The organism is Chitinophaga sp. 10T418 (assembly GCF_056394125.1).
In genome coordinates this window covers 54,008-69,921 of sequence record NZ_JBFTHG010000013.1, presented here as the reverse complement: position 1 = coordinate 69,921, position 15,914 = coordinate 54,008, and the positions used below count along the sequence as shown (strand labels likewise).

Sequence of the window (15,914 nt, the reverse complement as noted above, 5' to 3'; positions counted from 1 at the left end):
AATTTTAGTGCCAGGAAATTGGAGTCAATAAGTAGCTTGACAAGTTACGAAAAACCAATGATCTCCAGAAATTCTTCCCGGGTAATAAAACCTGCGCCTAAAGAGGCCAGATGAGTGGTATGGACCTGGCAATCGATCATTTTTAATTCGGCTGCATAAGTTTGCACAAAGGTGATAAACGCCGCTTTAGAAGCATTGCTGACATCTGCAAACATGGATTCTCCAAAGAAGAAGGGACCTGTTTTAACACCGTAGAGACCACCGACCAACTGATCATCCTGCCAGCACTCAACAGACATCGCATGTCCTGCCTTATGCAAACGAATATACGCGGCCTGCATTTCAGGGGTGATCCAGGTACCGGTTTGACCTTCGCGCGGAATACTGCTGCAGCGGGAGATTACACCGGCAAAATCTTCATTAAAGGAAATACGGAATATTTTTTTGCGCAGCACCTGCTTCATACTCGCAGATACTTTCAGTTCATCAGGGAATAATACAAAGCGGGGATCAGGGCTCCACCACAGAATGGGTGGTTCATCATACCAGGGGAAGATACCGGAGCGGTAGGCCAGCAACAATCTATCTACCGATAAATCACCGCCCACAGCAAGCAATCCGTCTGGCTCAGAGAGCTGTACAGGAGGAAATATCAGTTGTTTGTTAAGGCGAAAAACGGACATATCGCGGATCAGCTGCCTGCCATTTCTTCAATCGTAACACTCAGCCCTCTTTCCTGCAAAGCTTCACATAAAGGGCGTAGCTTGATGTATTCACCCTGTTTTACGGCATATTTTCCGTTAAAATGGATAATCATGGCACACTGTTCGGCCTGCTCATGCGTATGCCCGCAAACCTCCATCAGGGAAGATATGACCCAATCAAATGTATTTACTTCATCATTCCAGACTACCAGGCTAAACGGATATTGCTCATCTTCCGCCACCAGCACGTCTACCTCTTCTTCGGGTAATCCTTTTGTACTTGTACGATCGCTCATCTTTAAAAAAAGCTTTACACAAAATTACATGGATTATTCGTTAATTTATCCATATTTAAAGCTGGAGTTACTGATTTTGGCATACATCTGAGCATAAAAAATGGTTATAATGAAAGGACTGGTTTTACTGATGGATACGAATTTACCGCTGAAAGATCCTGTACCGATCTTTTCGCTGGTATTGTTTATTATACTGCTGGCACCTATTCTCCTGCGCAAGCTGCGGATACCCAGCATTATAGGGCTGATCATTGCGGGTATGCTGATAGGAGACCATGGTTTCAAAATCATTGAAAAAGGCAGTATTGACCTGTTTGCCAAAGCAGGGTTATTATATATTATGTTCCTGGCGGGCCTGGAACTGGATATGACGGAGTTTCGCAAAAACCGCTACCGCAGCATGGTATTCGGAGCTTTCACCTTTTTCATACCGCTGACCATGGGGTTTGTGGTATGCACCTATGTGCTGCATTTTAACTTTATGGCTACCCTGCTGGTTTCCAGCATGTTTGCCACGCATACCCTGGTAGCCTATCCACTGGCCAGCAGACTGGGCATCACTAAAAACGAAGCCGTTACCGTAGCCGTGGGCGGCACTATTATCACCGATACAGCCGTATTGCTGATACTGGCCATCATCACCGGAGCACAGGCGGGCAACCTGAATACTTATTTTTGGGTGCGTTTGGGCATTTCCCTGACCATTTTTGCCGTTATTATCCTCTGGCTGATGCCAATGCTCGGCAGGTGGTTTTTTAAGAAAATAAAGGACGATAAAACCTCGCATTTCATATTTGTGCTGGCATTGGTATTTGCATCGGCATTTCTGGCCGAACTGGCTGGCGTAGAAGGTATTATCGGAGCGTTCCTGGCAGGGCTGGCACTGAACCAGCTCATACCACATACCTCCCCGTTGATGAACCGCATTGAATTTGTAGGCAATGCCCTGTTCATTCCTTTTTTCCTGATCAGTGTGGGCATGCTGGTAGATCTGCGGGTACTATTGAAAGGTCCTGAAGCCCTCATCATTGCAGGCGCACTCACCATCATGGCACTCAGCAGCAAATGGCTGGCAGCATTTTTTACCCAGCTTGCTTTTAAATACAGTCCTACCCAACGTAATGTCATATTTGGGTTGAGCAGTGCGCACGCTGCCGCCACCATTGCAGTGATACTCATTGGTTACAATATGGGGATTGTAGATGAACATGTACTGAATGGCACCGTCATCCTTATCCTGATTACCTGCCTGGTGGGTTCTTTTGTAACAGAAAATGCAGGCCGCCGGCTGGCAATCCAGGAAGCTGAGAGCAAGCCGGATGCACCGGATCAACCGGAGCGTATATTGGTACCCGTGTCTAACCCGGACCGCATTGAAGCGCTCCTCGACTTTGCTGTAATGATCAAGGATACCAGTACTTCCACCCCAATTTATCCATTGGCTGTGGTACAGGATAATGATGAGGCGAAAGAAAAAATACAACTCACCAATAAGATGCTGGAAAAGGCGGTAATTCATGCTGCCGCCACCGAAAGCCCTGTACAGGTAGTGACCCGTATAGATCTGAACGTATCTGATGGCATTACCCGGGCAACGAAAGAACTGCTGATCAGTGATGTGGTTTTGGGCTGGACAGACAGACCCAGCACCACCGACCGCTGGCTGGGCAACATCTTTGGAACTACACTTGATAACGTATTACAGCGGGTATGGGAAACCGTATATGTGTGTAACTTCCATTCTCCCCTAAACACCACCAAGAAAATGGTGCTGGTGATGCCACCCAATGCCGAGTACGAGCTGGGCTTCCTGCATTACCTGCAAAAAATGTTTATGCTGGCCAAACAGGCGGGCGCCAGGCTACTGGTGTTCTGTAGTGCAAAAACGCAGGTGATTACAGAAGCATTTGCCGAGAAGTCCAAAATGAGCGTAGATCTCAGCTTCCGTCAGTTTGATACCATAGAAGACTTCCTGATTCTTTCCAGGGAAATCACCCGGGATGACCTGGTAGTAGTGGTTACTGCGCGTAAAAGCACGCTTTCCTATCATGCCTACATGGACAGCATTCCCGCTAAACTGGAGCGTCATTTTAAAGATAATAACGTGATCCTGCTATATCCCGAACAAAGAGAATTTAATTCACTGGAGGCAGGCCTCCAACCGGAAGATCTCACGCTGGCGCCTATACAGGAACAAATTGCAAATCTGAATAAACTGGGTAAAGCCGTGAAGCGGATATTTAAGAAATAGCGAACCAGCTTTTAGCCATTAGCTTTTAGCTTTTAGAAAAAATGCAGCGGAGCACATAGTATATATGTTTATCTCCGCTGCATTTTTTCTAAAAGCTAAAAGCTAATGGCTAAAAGCTGATCATCGTTGAATATTAAACAATATCCATTACACACCTTGTAGCTAATCTTCCATCTGTCCCGAAAACAGGTTCCCCCGGATTATCTTATATTTATAGTAATCAAAATAATCTCCCATGGCAAAACAAATGTCTGTCATTTCTTTTACGGGAAAACTCGGGAATCTCATTGGGTATAAGCGCAATGGCGAATACTTCCTGCGCAGCATGCCGGAAAGCGTGCAGCAAACGGCTGCTACCCGCCGCGCATCCCGGCGCTTCGGCATCGCCAGCAGGAAAGGTGCTTTTATTCGTCATGCTTTCTACACTCACCTGGATATCCATTGTGACGGCGGTCACATCAATCGTCTCAACAAGGTACTCATTGCTGCCGGCGATCATCACGAAGCCATCACAGGCTTCCGCTTCAATCAGCATACCGGGGTAGATCGCTTTTTTCCGGTGGCTCCCCGCCTTCTCCCTAATGGGATATTAAATATTCCCGCACAAACCATCGCTGGGCATAAAGGCATTGTTGCCCTGGAAGTAAAAGTGATCGCAATGCGTATTGATTTTAAGTCACGTCAGGTGGCAGGTAGCGAAACGGTTACGCTAATGATCGCCCCCGATACCACTTTCCAGGAAACAAATGTTTCGCTGGATGTACCCGGGGAGGGCTCACTGGTAGTGGTTTTCCAGGTAAGAGCCCTATACAAAGACGGCTCATCAGGCAACAGGCAATATATGGCGGCCGATATTATTGCAGTGGCAGCCCCACAGGTACCCAAATATGCTCATAAACGCACTTACCCAAAGCGGACGAAATTGCTTCCCAAACTTGCCTATACATATGCATATCCAGCTGTCATTCAACTGGAATAAAGCGATCTTGCCCCCGGAGATATTTTGATAAATAAACCCCTTATACCAACTTCCTTTCAATAGTACATCTCTTTCCGCAGCTCCCCCCTGGTAGGGAAGCAGTCCTCCTATGGCCAGTTCCGACCTCCATCCATTTGCTGATGCAATTTCATCCCGGTTATACATCCGAAACTCATCCCCGCATCAAGTCCACCTCTCCTGCACTGTTTCTATAGGTGCAAAGCGGGTGCTAAGTATAAGCTCGACGGTGTCTACATAATGAAAAGGTAATGCTGACTATAATGATGGGGGGCTTAATGCACTATATCTTAAAAGCGTATTTAGAGACAACGAAGATAAAAGTCGTTCTAAAATATCCGTAATGAAGGCTTTCGGGCAGCTGGCAGGCTTGGATCTGTAGCATTTTTCCTTTATAGATTGACTAAACTGAATGCTTAAAATTCACGCTATCCCCAAGCTTTCGGCTTGATCCATAATATATATGTCTATCTCCGCTGCATTTTTTCTAAAAGCTAAAAGCTAATGGCTAAAAGCTAAAAAGGTCCCGCATTTCTGCAGGACCTTTTCAATTTGTGTGTAGTGTGGGAGCTACTGGATTCGAACCAGTGACCCTCTGCTTGTAAGGCAGATGCTCTGAACCAGCTGAGCTAAGCTCCCGAAGATCTTTAAGGGTGTGTGATGTAGTGTGGGAGCTACTGGATTCGAACCAGTGACCCTCTGCTTGTAAGGCAGATGCTCTGAACCAGCTGAGCTAAGCTCCCTCTAAAGATCTTTGGAAAAAAATGTCAAAAAAACGGATGTGGGAGCTACTGGATTCGAACCAGTGACCCTCTGCTTGTAAGGCAGATGCTCTGAACCAGCTGAGCTAAGCTCCCTTTTTGTTTCTTACCGATCGTCCCTTTTGTTCGATGGGATTGCAAAGGTATAAACTATTCTTATTCTACCAAATATTTTTTGAAAAAAGAGTAAAAAATGAGTTGAACACATATAGACAAACAGACTCCAAATCCTTTACCACAAATCATTTCAGGAAAAATAAAATTTCAATTTCCTGAAATAAAAAAGAGCACATGCATTTGCACTTACATATATTTTGCATCAATAATGTGCAGGTAAGACCACTGTTGGGGAAGATGAAAAACAGTAGATTAAAAAGTACGTGCAGCTTGTTGTGATCAACTGCATTAAATAAAACAGGGCCGGCCATTAACCGGCCAGCCCTGTCAACAAATTTTATTCATTTAAATACGCTTCAGCCAAAGCTGATAAGTACACTCCTTACTTCTTTTTCTTCTTCTCCGCCTTTTTCACAAAGCCACCTTCAAAGAAACATTTAATGCCTCTATATGCACCACAGCCACCAATTTCACGGATATTTACACGGCCGGATGAAAACTGAAATGAAATCCCACAGGAAGATTCTTTGTCTTTATATCCTCCCCTGTTGCCTGCCAAATAATGACCTTTACCGCTCAGTTCTCCTTTACAATTACCATTATCTTTTGTGAAAGTAATAAAGAACTGGAAGGTCTTTCCATCCTCACCATCCCGGATTGATACGATGTTCATATCTCCGGAGGTATAATCACCGGAAAATTTATTCTTGCGTGGCAGGGTGTCAATAGGATTAAATATCTGCCCGGCATTCGTTGGCCCGTTAGAGTTAGTCATAATGAGCGTTACAGTGCCATCAGCATTTACCATATAGAAGTCCTCTTTCAGGGCACTACGGGTACCGGAGAGCCTTTTCTCACTGCTGATTTTAATCACATTTTTACTGTCCAGCTGCAATGACATCAGCGTGCCGTCCGGACTACCGGTATTGGCTACACGGATCCTGTTCAGGTATTTCCCTTTCTTATTCAGGAAGCAGAGATAGCCGACTGACTGCGACCTGCCTTCCGCCTTTACCACCATATAATTCACGGTATTACCCGGGATACGTTGCAGGGGGAAGTAGTTCACCTTTTCACTTCTGGAGAAATCTCCCTTGGTCAGTGTATCTGTTAAAAACCGCATCGCTGCAGTGTCCAGTGCCAGGGAGTCCGCCATTTCCAGCTGCAGCGTATCAGCGGTGAGCTTATAAGGCAGGGTGCCGGGCGTAAATAATGCCTGGAAGTCTTCAAATGTCATTGGTTCATCGCCACTGCCTGGCTTTTTCTTCGATTTGCAGGCTGCTAAAACACCAATTGCCAGTAATAATAAAAGGAAACGCTTCATTAGAAAAGTTAGTTCTGGGCGAAAAGTTAGATATAATTTTTATATGTGAGCCCTAAAAATCAAAAAACATACCGGATAGGAAAAAGTTCGGATTTATTATTTAGATTTGTCTAAATAATATTTTAGATAACATGAATTTATCGGTTTCGGAGGAAAACTATATTAAATCCATTTATAAACTGCAGGAAGGCGATGAGGCGGTGAGCACAAACGCACTGGCCTATGAACTGGATACCAAACCGGCATCGGTAACAGACATGGCAAAAAAGCTGAAAGAGAAAAAGCTGATCGAATATGAGAAATACCAGGGTATCATCCTATCTCCCGAAGGCAGAAAAGCAGCATTACAAATTGTAAGACGCCACCGCCTGTGGGAATGTTTCCTCGTAGATAAACTATCCTTTAGCTGGGAAGAAGTACACGAACTGGCGGAAGAGCTGGAACATGTGCGCAGTGAAAAACTCACCAACCGCCTCAGTGATTTCCTGGGCAACCCCGTAATAGACCCGCATGGCGACCCTATCCCGGATGCCAACGGCAAACTGGCCAAACCGCGACCACAAACCTCGCTGGATCAGGCCAATGCTAAAAGACTGGTAGTAACTGCCGTTAGCGATCAATCTACCGCGCTACTCRCCTTCCTGAATGCCAAAGGCATTAAGCTGGGCACCCAGCTGGAAATTGTGGCCCATTACGAATACGATAACTCTATTGAAATAAAACTGAAACAGCATCCGGCCATCACCATCAGTGAGCAGGTTGCTAAACATATTATGGTAAGACCCGTTTAAACATTACGAATAAGGAACTCCAGTATACTATGAGCATCGAGCACACACATTCATCAACATCGTTAAGTGAGGTACATCAGAGTGTAGAAACCAACGGAAAATCCAAGTGGAAAAAAATCTTTGCCTTCTTTGGGCCTGCCTACCTGGTAAGTGTAGGTTATATGGATCCCGGCAACTGGGCCACAGATCTGGCCGGCGGCAGTCAGTATGGTTATAAACTGCTGTGGGTACTCCTCATGAGTAACCTGATGGCCCTGCTGCTGCAAAGTCTCAGCGCACGCCTTGGCATTGTACGCGGCCGCGACCTCGCCCAGGCCAACCGTGAAACCTATCCTCCCGTTATCAATTTCATTTTATATGTACTGGCGGAAATTGCCATCGCTGCCACCGACCTGGCAGAAGTACTCGGTATGGCCATCGGTATTCAGTTACTCACCGGCCTGCCACTCATCTGGGGTGTTAGTCTCACTGTACTGGATACCTTTCTCCTGCTCATTCTGCAGCGTTATGGCATCCGTAAAATGGAAGGGTTTATCATCTCGCTGGTAGCCATTGTAGGCGCCTCCTTCTTGATAGAACTCATCCTCGTGAAACCGCAAATGGGCGAAGTAGTCAAAGGCTTCATTCCTTCCCTCCCCGATAACACCGCCCTCTATATTGCTATTGGTATTATAGGCGCCACCGTTATGCCGCATAACCTGTACCTGCACTCCGCACTGGTACAAACCCGGAAAATAAAAAGAGATGATGCCGGCATTAAGCAGGCCATCCGCATGAACTTCCTGGATAGCACCATTGCCCTTAACCTCGCATTCCTGGTAAATGCAGCAATACTCATACTGGCCGCCGCCGTATTCTTTAAAAGTGGCCGCACTGATGTAGCTGAAATACAGGATGCACATAAATTACTCGATCAGTTACTAGGCAGCAAACTAGCCCCCATACTCTTTGCAGTAGCGTTGATTGCTGCCGGTCAAAGCTCTACTGTTACCGGCACCCTCGCCGGACAAATAGTAATGGAAGGTTACCTGCGCCTGCGCATCAATCCATGGTTACGCAGACTTATTACCCGACTGCTCGCCATCATCCCTGCGCTGCTAACCATCATCATTGCTGGCGACAACGAAGTAGGCGCGCTGCTGGTATTTAGTCAGGTACTACTCAGTCTGCAACTGGGCTTCGCCATTATTCCGCTGATCCATTTTGTAAGCGATAAAAAAACCATGGGCATCTTTGCCATCTCTACTACCACCAAAATTTTCAGTTGGGCCGTCACCATTTTATTGGTGTACCTTAATATGCGGATGGTATTTACAGAAGCCATCAGCTATATGACCGGCACAGGAAATATTCTGGTAGATGGACTCATACTGGCCGGTTGCGCCGGTTTTATCGTGCTGCTTTTCATCACCATCATTTACCCGCTGCGCAGCCGCTACCGCGATGATGCTGCCGCTGGTATCCACACTACCCAGGTATCCCTTGGCGACATGGAAAAGCCGGTCTACCGCCGCATTGCGATGGCGCTCGACTTTACTACCAAAGACAGGGAAATTGTCACCAACGCCATTGCTCACGGTAACGAGCATACGCAGTACGTACTCATTCATATTGTGGAAAGTGCTTCCGCCAAATACTTCGGCCATGACTCCGATGACCTAGAAACACGCCGCGACCAGGAACAACTGGACACCTATCTGGCGCTGCTGAAAAGCCGCAACATCGAAGCAAAAGGTGTACTCGGTTTTCGCAGACGTGCCAGGGAAATTGCACGCATCGTAAAAGAAGAAAACTGCGACTTCCTCGTATTGGGTGGACACGGCCACAAAGGCTTTAAAGACTGGCTTTACGGCGAAACAGCTAACCAGGTAAGACACCAGGTAAAAGTACCGGTACTGGTGGTACAGTGGTACCAGGAAGCAAGCCGTAAATAATGGATCTTTTTAAATTCAATGCAGTCATTTTATGCAGCAGCTATTTAAACCCGGTGATACCAAACATTTCAGCCGCCTGGTCCGGACAGAAGATTGCGCCAGCTTCGACAGCGGCAACGTACATCCGGTTTATGCCACCTTTGCACTGGCAAGAGATGCAGAATGGTGCTGCCGTTTGTTTGTAATGGAAATGAAAGACGATACAGAAGAAGGAATAGGCAGTCGGCTCACGGTAGATCACCTGTCTCCTGCACTCATAGGCAGTGAGGTTACATTTACCGCCACTATCACCGGTATACATCATCACGAAATCACCTGCAGCTATGAAGCGGTATCCAACGGCAGGATGATTGCCAGCGGCATACAGGTGCAGAAAATATTAAAAAAAGAAAAGCTGGAGCAGCTATTTGCGGGATTAACGTGAATAACTAATTTCAAAAGATAAACGGGGATTTACACAAAAACATTTGCGTAAATCCCCGTTCATCTTCTTCTAAAACTTCTATAAACAATAGTTCATCTAAAACGTCCTCTTCCTATCAAAAAAATCAGTGAAACAAGCAGCCCTTCTGATATCTTCCAAGCACACCTCTTTCAAAATATAAATTACAATCCCAATGCGGCTTTCAGCCTGGGATATCCTGTTTTACTTACCAATACCCTGGCGCCACTGCGTAAAATAGCCAGGTGGTTTTCCTTCTCGTAAGGATCGATGCGGGTTACCTGGTTTACATTGAGAATATAAGAGCGATGCACACGTGTAAACTGTTGCGAATCGAGCATTTTCTCAAAGAATGACATGGTTTTGTTTTTCAGAAAACTACCTTCCTGCGTCACAATTTTCACATAATCATCTGCTGCTTCCAGGTAATGAATATCCTGCACAGGAATGATCTTGATTTTACCATTCAGCTTAATCACCACCCGATTGCTTTGCACCGGGTTAGCAGCGGCGGTTTCCAGCAGCGCTTCTGTATTGGCAACAGGCGTCTGTAGCTGGTCCAGCCACTTTTGTACCGCCTTATCAAAACGTTCGTTGGAAAAAGGTTTCAGTAAATAATCTACTGCGTGTACTTCAAAGGCCTTAATGGCATGTTCTTCGAAAGCAGTGGTAAAAATAACTGCCGGCATATTCTCTACCAGTTCCAGCATTTCAAAGCCGGTGATCTTAGGCATCTGTATATCCAGAAAAACAATATCGGGTTGATGTTGCTGTATGGCTTTTAATCCTTCGAATCCATCATTACATTCCTGCATCACTGATATCTGCGGAAAATTCAGCAGGTATTCTTTCACCACCTCACGGGCCAAAGGTTCATCATCAATTATTACTGCTTTTATCATGGGTTTGTGGTACTTTGATAATTGTGGTAAAAATATTTTCGTGAGCGGATGTATCTAAGAGGTCCTGCCGTGCGAACAACAGGTAAAGCCTCCGCTGTATTGAATTCAGGCCAAATCCTGTGCCTTTGTTTGGTTGTTGTAATTCGTTGTCGAATGGATTTTGTATCGATATATGTAACATACCGTCCTGCATCCACGATTTTATGCTGATCGTAATTTCGCCGGTAGTATCGTATAGTCCGAATTTGATGGCATTTTCCACTACTGGTTGCAGCAACATCGGCGGCATAAGCATTCTCTCTGCATCTTCATCGGGTATAACGGTAGTGGTTAAACGATGTCCGAAACGTACTTTTTCAATATCCAGGTAGAGCTGCAAATACTTCAGTTCTTCCGATAAGGTAATCCATTGATCATCTTCCCGTTTCAGCGATCCGCGTAAAAAGTCGGAGAGCTTCAATACCATTTCCCTGGCCTCTTTCGGACGCAGCATGATCAATGCGTTAATGGAATTGAGACTGTTAAACAGGAAATGCGGTTGCAACTGTTGCCGTAGTTTAAAGAGTTCTGCCTCTCTCACTATTTTTTCGGTGGCCTCTTTGCGTTGCATAGTTTCCTGCTGCTCTGAGATATCGTACCACATCTGGCTTCTAAGACCGATTCCGGCTATCAGCATCCATCCTGTGAGTGCGTGAATGGGAATTGCACTGTTCAACCATCCCAGGTACACCGGATCTTTAGGAAAAGCAGTAACCAATAACCAACGGCTCAAACACACCCACAATACGGATAAAGCAAAACTCACCACCGCCACATAACCAAACTTCATGGTGCCTGCAGCCGGACGATAATAGGCTACGTTATGACTGATGATGATGCTGGCAGCTCCCAGTAAGATGACGTGTACGCAACTGTCTATAATGGACTGTGCTAAGGGAATATCAAACCAGTAGTACAGCAATCCTCCGTAAATCAGCATCCATATTGCAAAGGAACAGAGAAAAGACCACCAGGAATTACCTTTTATGAATTGCTTTACCAAAACAGTGGTTTTATACGTTGAGTTCAAAATATTGTTGTCCCTGCAACTGGGCTGATTTCATCTGTAACCAGGCGATATAGGAATTAGGATCTCCCGGTTCTTCGATGCGGGAATACAGTTCCATACCATCTGTCAGCTGATCCAGGGTATATACTTCCGGTACGTTGATGAATTTCCACTGTACCAGTTCCTGTTGTTGATTTTTAAAGGCGTACTGCTCCTGCATACCAATTTCACGGGCTTTGTCACAAGCATCTTTCTTAGTAAGAGCACTAATCAATCTTAATTGTTCATCAAATTGCGGAGTGTGATTGCCGTCTCCGCAGATGATCTGATATACTACTTTCGCAACAAACCAATGCATAAAAAAAGATTTAAAAGTTGGAGATAGAAGGGTGAGATATGGTGGTTTCCTTAKGCGTAACTTTTTATTTCCAGGYCGCCCATAATACAGGTACCTGTCAGTATCAGCAGCTTTTCCGGACCAGTAGAAGGGATCGTATCCAGATACCTCTTATCATCCACACCGCCCATAATGGTTGTCACATCCATCTTCACTTTCCAGTTTGCCGGTATGATGATTTCACATCCTCCCATAATGGCTGTAACATCCAGCTTTGCAGTGCCATCTATATCTGCCTTCATAAAATTAAGCACGGTACCTCCGAAAATGGAAGTCACATCGCCTCCTTTGAAGTTTTTAGACATAATCACTTTATCTACACTACCGAAAATTGCGGTTGCATCGATAACATCATCGCCACTGGCGGATGCGATACTGGCGCCAAACTGCTTCTTCCGGTCTGACCATTCCTTCGTGGAGTAATTTCTTTTAAAGATCACGATAACACCCACTCCAATCATCACTACCGGCCAGATAAAGCGTGCCGTATCATAAGGCCAGGCCTGGATTTCCCCGGCCAGGAAAATACCGCCAATTGCTACCATCACCATCCATCCACCCATCCGGAAATTATGCCGGAAACCTAAAACGATACCAATGGCAATGAGGATCATTTGCCAGGAAAACAACCAGTTGGGAAGATCAAGATCTAAACGCTGTAACAACAGGCCGGTGCCTATAATTACCAGGATAGCGCCTCCAACGGCTCTGCTCTTTTTTCTTGATTCCTCTATATCTTCGTTTTTCATTTGTCTTGTTATTTATGATACAAATGTAGAACGGGTTGTTCTCTTTCAAAACAGGGTTTAGGCTAAGCAGGTACACTTACCGGTAAAAAGCAGGAAATTACCGGTAAAAACCGCCGGTGTCTTTTAACCGGTTAACAATTAGTTAAAAATACCGAACCCATGCAATGTTTCCCAGCCTATATTTCCACCGTTACCAGCGCCTCACTTCCTGCCAGTTTGGTCAGGATGGCTTTTAATTGCTGTACCATAGGGTCAGGGCCGCAGATATAGAAATGCTGATCAAAGTTGGTAATTTTCTCTTTTAAATAGCTTTCATCAATAGTATGATGGTCATAACCCGGAACTTCCTGCGCTGTCAGTGTATTAATGAAACGTTTGCCCAGCATCCCTTCAAATTCATCTTTCAAAATAATATCACCCAGGGTTTTATTGGAACAGATCAACTGGTTAGTGCCCAGTTGCCCTTTGTTTTGTAAATCACGGAAGATGGCAATAAATGGGGTTACACCGGCGCCTCCGGCAATAAACACGCCCTCTCCTTTATAATGTATGGTACCCCATACGTCATGAAGAATCAGTTCATCTCCGGCTTTCAGCTGTCCCAGTTCGTGGGTAACGCTGTTGTGCTCATCATATATTTTAATGGTAAACTCCAGTTGCTCCCATTCAGTGAGACTGGTAAAGGTAAAGGGGCGTCTTTCTTCTTCCCATCCCGGTTTGTTGATAGAAACTTCTGTGGCCTGACCGGGGACAAAGGTATATCCCTGGGGCTTTTCGACTGTAAATTGGTGCACATTATGCGTTACTGGGGTAACTGCAAGAATTTTGACGATATGGCTTTCCATCGGTTTAGGTTTTCTTATGTATGAATGTAGCGTATTTTTTGACTTAGTGCAAAGCCCGCTGTAACAACGGCGCCAGCGCAGCCGCCCAGCGGCTGTAATCTTTTCCGGAAGGATGTAAACCATCTGCTGCTACCAGGTCTTTATCATGTAAAGCTTCACGGGTAAAAGCAGTGATATCAAGATAGGGAACCTTCATTTGTGCTGCAATGGCTTTGTTGGCAGCATTATAAGCATCTATTTCCACGGCAATCTGCCGCCGGTCACGGTCTGCCGCGAAAGGAGTAACACCCCAATCAGGAATAGACAATACCACCACATGGGAAGGCTCATTACCGGCAAAAGCAATTGCTTTTTTCAACAGGTCTGTAAATTCAGTTTCATATTGTGATAAAGACCAGCCACGGTATTGGTTGTTGACACCTATGAGCAATGTTACTATATCATATGTTTGTGTAATATGTGCAGCAGTAATACCTGCTTCCAGTTCATCTGTGGTCCAGCCGGTAGTGGCTATTATCCGGGGATCTTCTACGGAAAAGCCTTGCTGGCGCAGTAGAGCGACCGTTTGCACCGGGAAACGTTCGGGTTCCGTTACCTGTTCACCGATAGTATAACTATCACCCAGGGCGAGATATGTAATGGGAGTCATGGTGGTATCTGAGATTTTGTTGCTGCCGAAAAATGTGCAGCAAAATAACATTAATCCTAACATAAGCAAAAAGTTATATGCAGGTGGAGAATTTGCACAATAAGACAAGAAACTACCCCGTCTTTAAAGGGAAAAGCGTTACCTTTGCACCCGATTACAACAATTACGTAACGCATAAGAAACCGTTTTATGCCGGCAGAAAAAATATCGATGAACAATGGCCTGTTACAGGTCCCTGCACAACCAATCATACCATTCATAGAAGGCGACGGAATAGGTCCGGACATCTGGAGAGCCAGTGTTCGTGTATTCGACGCGGCTGTTGAAAAAGCCTATGGTGGTGATCGGAAAATTGAATGGAAAGAAGTACTGGCAGGTGAGAAAGCCTTCCAGCAGACAGGTGAATGGCTGCCAAAGGCTACACTGGATGCGCTGAAGGAATACCTGGTGTCTATTAAAGGCCCCCTGTCTACTCCTGTGGGTGGTGGTATCCGCTCCCTGAACGTTGCTATGCGCCAGGAACTGGATCTCTACGCCTGTGTAAGGCCCGTACGCTGGTTCAACAAAGTACCTTCTCCAGTGAAACATCCGGAGAAAGTTGACATGGTGATTTTCCGCGAAAACACGGAAGACATCTATGCCGGCATTGAATACATGACTGGTACACCTGAAGCTAAAAAACTGCTCGATTTCCTGCAAAATGAAATGGGTGTTAAAAAGATCAGGTTCCCGGAAACTTCTTCACTGGGTATTAAACCCGTGTCAATAGAAGGAACGGAAAGACTGGTACGTGCTGCTATCAGCTACGCACTGGAACACAAACGTTCTTCTGTTACCATTGTACATAAAGGCAACATCATGAAATTCACCGAAGGTGGTTTCAAAAACTGGGGCTATGCACTGGCGGAGAGAGAATTTGGCGATTATGTATACACCTGGGAACATTGGGAAAAAACCAAGAAAGAACTGGGTGAAGAAGAAGCTAACAAAGAACTGAAAGTAGAACTGGCAAAAGGAAAACTGCTAATCAAAGATGTGATCGCAGATAACTTCCTCCAACAGATCCTGCTGGCACCACAGGATTATTCTGTGGTAGCTACGCTGAACCTGAACGGTGACTATATTTCTGATGCACTCGCTGCTGCTGTAGGTGGTATTGGTATTGCTCCCGGCGCCAACATCAACTACATTACCGGTTATGCCGTATTTGAAGCTACACATGGTACAGCTCCACGCTTTGCCAACACCAACACCATGAATCCATCCTCAGTGATCCTGAGCGGCGTAATGATGCTGGAATATATGGGCTGGAAAGAAGCAGCAGAGATCATTGTTCATGGCCTCAGCACAGCCATCATGCGCAAACGCGTTACCATCGACTTCTACAACCTGATGGATGATGCCACCCTGGTAAAAACCAGCGAATTTGCGGATGAAGTAATCAAGCAAATGCATTAATCATAAAGCTGAAAGCATAAAGCAGAAGGCAAAAAGCTATTGTAGCGAATCATCTAAGCGGATATTATATCTATACGCCCTGATGATTCGCTACAATAGCTTTTTGCCTTCTGCTTTATGCTTTCAGCTCCCAAAAAAACCTTTCTTTCTTATTTTGTTTTTAACATAGCTATTCGTATTTTTCGTGATTATCCCGAAAGGGACCCGCTGAATAATTGTTGCGAATTGCTTTTAATCTAATTTTTTAAA

At 45.3% G+C, this 15,914-nt stretch carries 15 protein-coding genes and 3 tRNA genes; 6 read left to right on the top strand and 12 right to left on the bottom strand.

Features of this window, described 5'->3' with window-relative positions; all coding sequences use genetic code 11:
* Nucleotides 1-44 precede the first annotated feature (44 nt).
* Nucleotides 45-683, bottom strand: a complete 639-nt coding sequence (gene aat, locus AC1DCV_RS29395) for a leucyl/phenylalanyl-tRNA--protein transferase (RefSeq protein WP_477026517.1) — start codon at nucleotides 681-683, stop codon at nucleotides 45-47.
* 8 nt (nucleotides 684-691) lie between these two features.
* A complete protein-coding gene (locus AC1DCV_RS29390; protein ID WP_441577401.1) occupies nucleotides 692-1,000 on the bottom strand; it encodes an ATP-dependent Clp protease adaptor ClpS in 309 nt (102 codons plus the stop codon).
* Nucleotides 1,001-1,109: 109 nt separating this feature from the next.
* On the opposite strand from AC1DCV_RS29390, the gene AC1DCV_RS29385 reads away from it, so the two are divergent.
* Complete coding sequence (locus AC1DCV_RS29385) at nucleotides 1,110-3,251, top strand: cation:proton antiporter domain-containing protein (RefSeq protein WP_477026516.1); 2,142 nt, start codon at nucleotides 1,110-1,112, stop codon at nucleotides 3,249-3,251.
* Between the two features lie 235 nt (nucleotides 3,252-3,486).
* On the top strand, nucleotides 3,487-4,230 hold the full coding sequence (locus AC1DCV_RS29380; RefSeq protein ID WP_477026515.1) for a hypothetical protein: 744 nt from the start codon (nucleotides 3,487-3,489) through the stop codon (nucleotides 4,228-4,230).
* A gap of 582 nt (nucleotides 4,231-4,812) precedes the next feature.
* Here the strand turns inward: AC1DCV_RS29380 and AC1DCV_RS29375 are convergent.
* The 4 genes from AC1DCV_RS29375 to AC1DCV_RS29360 form a co-directional block, all read right to left on the bottom strand.
* Nucleotides 4,813-4,887 (bottom strand) — tRNA-Val (locus AC1DCV_RS29375).
* A 29-nt stretch (nucleotides 4,888-4,916) separates the two neighbouring features.
* Nucleotides 4,917-4,991: transfer RNA gene (locus tag AC1DCV_RS29370), tRNA-Val, on the bottom strand.
* A gap of 39 nt (nucleotides 4,992-5,030) precedes the next feature.
* Nucleotides 5,031-5,105: transfer RNA gene (locus AC1DCV_RS29365), tRNA-Val, on the bottom strand.
* Nucleotides 5,106-5,508: 403 nt separating this feature from the next.
* Nucleotides 5,509-6,450: a hypothetical protein gene (locus AC1DCV_RS29360; RefSeq protein ID WP_477026514.1), complete on the bottom strand. Its 942-nt coding sequence runs from the start codon at nucleotides 6,448-6,450 to the stop codon at nucleotides 5,509-5,511.
* Between the two features lie 131 nt (nucleotides 6,451-6,581).
* Between AC1DCV_RS29360 and AC1DCV_RS29355 the strand changes: the two genes are divergently transcribed.
* From AC1DCV_RS29355 to AC1DCV_RS29345, 3 genes are read left to right on the top strand one after another with little or no spacing between them, the layout of a single operon-like run.
* On the top strand, nucleotides 6,582-7,241 hold the full coding sequence (locus tag AC1DCV_RS29355; protein WP_477026513.1) for a metal-dependent transcriptional regulator: 660 nt from the start codon (nucleotides 6,582-6,584) through the stop codon (nucleotides 7,239-7,241).
* Between the two features lie 29 nt (nucleotides 7,242-7,270).
* Nucleotides 7,271-9,175 (top strand): Nramp family divalent metal transporter, encoded by a 1,905-nt coding sequence (locus tag AC1DCV_RS29350; protein ID WP_477026512.1) that lies wholly within the window; start codon nucleotides 7,271-7,273, stop codon nucleotides 9,173-9,175.
* Between the two features lie 31 nt (nucleotides 9,176-9,206).
* Nucleotides 9,207-9,599 (top strand): thioesterase family protein, encoded by a 393-nt coding sequence (locus AC1DCV_RS29345; RefSeq protein WP_477026511.1) that lies wholly within the window; start codon nucleotides 9,207-9,209, stop codon nucleotides 9,597-9,599.
* A 182-nt stretch (nucleotides 9,600-9,781) separates the two neighbouring features.
* Here the strand turns inward: AC1DCV_RS29345 and AC1DCV_RS29340 are convergent, their stop codons facing one another.
* The 6 genes from AC1DCV_RS29340 to AC1DCV_RS29315 form a co-directional block, all read right to left on the bottom strand.
* Nucleotides 9,782-10,519: a LytR/AlgR family response regulator transcription factor gene (locus AC1DCV_RS29340; protein WP_477026510.1), complete on the bottom strand. Its 738-nt coding sequence runs from the start codon at nucleotides 10,517-10,519 to the stop codon at nucleotides 9,782-9,784.
* On the bottom strand, nucleotides 10,497-11,561 hold the full coding sequence (locus AC1DCV_RS29335) for a sensor histidine kinase (RefSeq protein ID WP_477026509.1): 1,065 nt from the start codon (nucleotides 11,559-11,561) through the stop codon (nucleotides 10,497-10,499). Before AC1DCV_RS29335 ends, AC1DCV_RS29340 begins: the two co-directional genes overlap by 23 nt.
* Before the next feature lie 10 nt (nucleotides 11,562-11,571).
* On the bottom strand, nucleotides 11,572-11,925 hold the full coding sequence (locus AC1DCV_RS29330) for a DUF4288 domain-containing protein (protein WP_477026508.1): 354 nt from the start codon (nucleotides 11,923-11,925) through the stop codon (nucleotides 11,572-11,574).
* 50 nt (nucleotides 11,926-11,975) lie between these two features.
* Nucleotides 11,976-12,713: a LiaF transmembrane domain-containing protein gene (locus AC1DCV_RS29325; RefSeq protein ID WP_477026507.1), complete on the bottom strand. Its 738-nt coding sequence runs from the start codon at nucleotides 12,711-12,713 to the stop codon at nucleotides 11,976-11,978.
* Between the two features lie 176 nt (nucleotides 12,714-12,889).
* Nucleotides 12,890-13,558 carry a flavodoxin reductase gene (locus tag AC1DCV_RS29320; protein ID WP_477026506.1) on the bottom strand — a complete coding sequence of 223 codons (669 nt, stop codon included), beginning with the start codon at nucleotides 13,556-13,558 and terminating at the stop codon, nucleotides 12,890-12,892.
* 43 nt (nucleotides 13,559-13,601) lie between these two features.
* Nucleotides 13,602-14,207: an SGNH/GDSL hydrolase family protein gene (locus AC1DCV_RS29315; RefSeq protein ID WP_477026505.1), complete on the bottom strand. Its 606-nt coding sequence runs from the start codon at nucleotides 14,205-14,207 to the stop codon at nucleotides 13,602-13,604.
* Nucleotides 14,208-14,396: 189 nt separating this feature from the next.
* Between AC1DCV_RS29315 and icd the strand changes: the two genes are divergently transcribed.
* On the top strand, nucleotides 14,397-15,665 hold the full coding sequence (gene icd, locus AC1DCV_RS29310; protein ID WP_477026504.1) for an NADP-dependent isocitrate dehydrogenase: 1,269 nt from the start codon (nucleotides 14,397-14,399) through the stop codon (nucleotides 15,663-15,665).
* Nucleotides 15,666-15,914: the final 249 nt, after the last annotated feature.

Excerpts from the sequence above, each read along its gene's own strand:
- aat (WP_477026517.1), bottom strand. The coding sequence starts at position 683 with ATGTCCGTTTTTCGCCTTAACAAACAACTGATATTTCCTCCTGTACAG.
- AC1DCV_RS29390 (WP_441577401.1), bottom strand. The coding sequence starts at position 1,000 with ATGAGCGATCGTACAAGTACAAAAGGATTACCCGAAGAAGAGGTAGAC.
- AC1DCV_RS29385 (WP_477026516.1), top strand. The coding sequence starts at position 1,110 with ATGAAAGGACTGGTTTTACTGATGGATACGAATTTACCGCTGAAAGAT.
- AC1DCV_RS29380 (WP_477026515.1), top strand. The coding sequence starts at position 3,487 with ATGGCAAAACAAATGTCTGTCATTTCTTTTACGGGAAAACTCGGGAAT.
- AC1DCV_RS29360 (WP_477026514.1), bottom strand. The coding sequence starts at position 6,450 with ATGAAGCGTTTCCTTTTATTATTACTGGCAATTGGTGTTTTAGCAGCC.
- AC1DCV_RS29350 (WP_477026512.1), top strand. The coding sequence starts at position 7,271 with ATGAGCATCGAGCACACACATTCATCAACATCGTTAAGTGAGGTACAT.
- AC1DCV_RS29345 (WP_477026511.1), top strand. The coding sequence starts at position 9,207 with ATGCAGCAGCTATTTAAACCCGGTGATACCAAACATTTCAGCCGCCTG.
- AC1DCV_RS29340 (WP_477026510.1), bottom strand. The coding sequence starts at position 10,519 with ATGATAAAAGCAGTAATAATTGATGATGAACCTTTGGCCCGTGAGGTG.
- AC1DCV_RS29330 (WP_477026508.1), bottom strand. The coding sequence starts at position 11,925 with ATGCATTGGTTTGTTGCGAAAGTAGTATATCAGATCATCTGCGGAGAC.
- AC1DCV_RS29320 (WP_477026506.1), bottom strand. The coding sequence starts at position 13,558 with ATGGAAAGCCATATCGTCAAAATTCTTGCAGTTACCCCAGTAACGCAT.
- AC1DCV_RS29315 (WP_477026505.1), bottom strand. The coding sequence starts at position 14,207 with ATGACTCCCATTACATATCTCGCCCTGGGTGATAGTTATACTATCGGT.
- icd (WP_477026504.1), top strand. The coding sequence starts at position 14,397 with ATGCCGGCAGAAAAAATATCGATGAACAATGGCCTGTTACAGGTCCCT.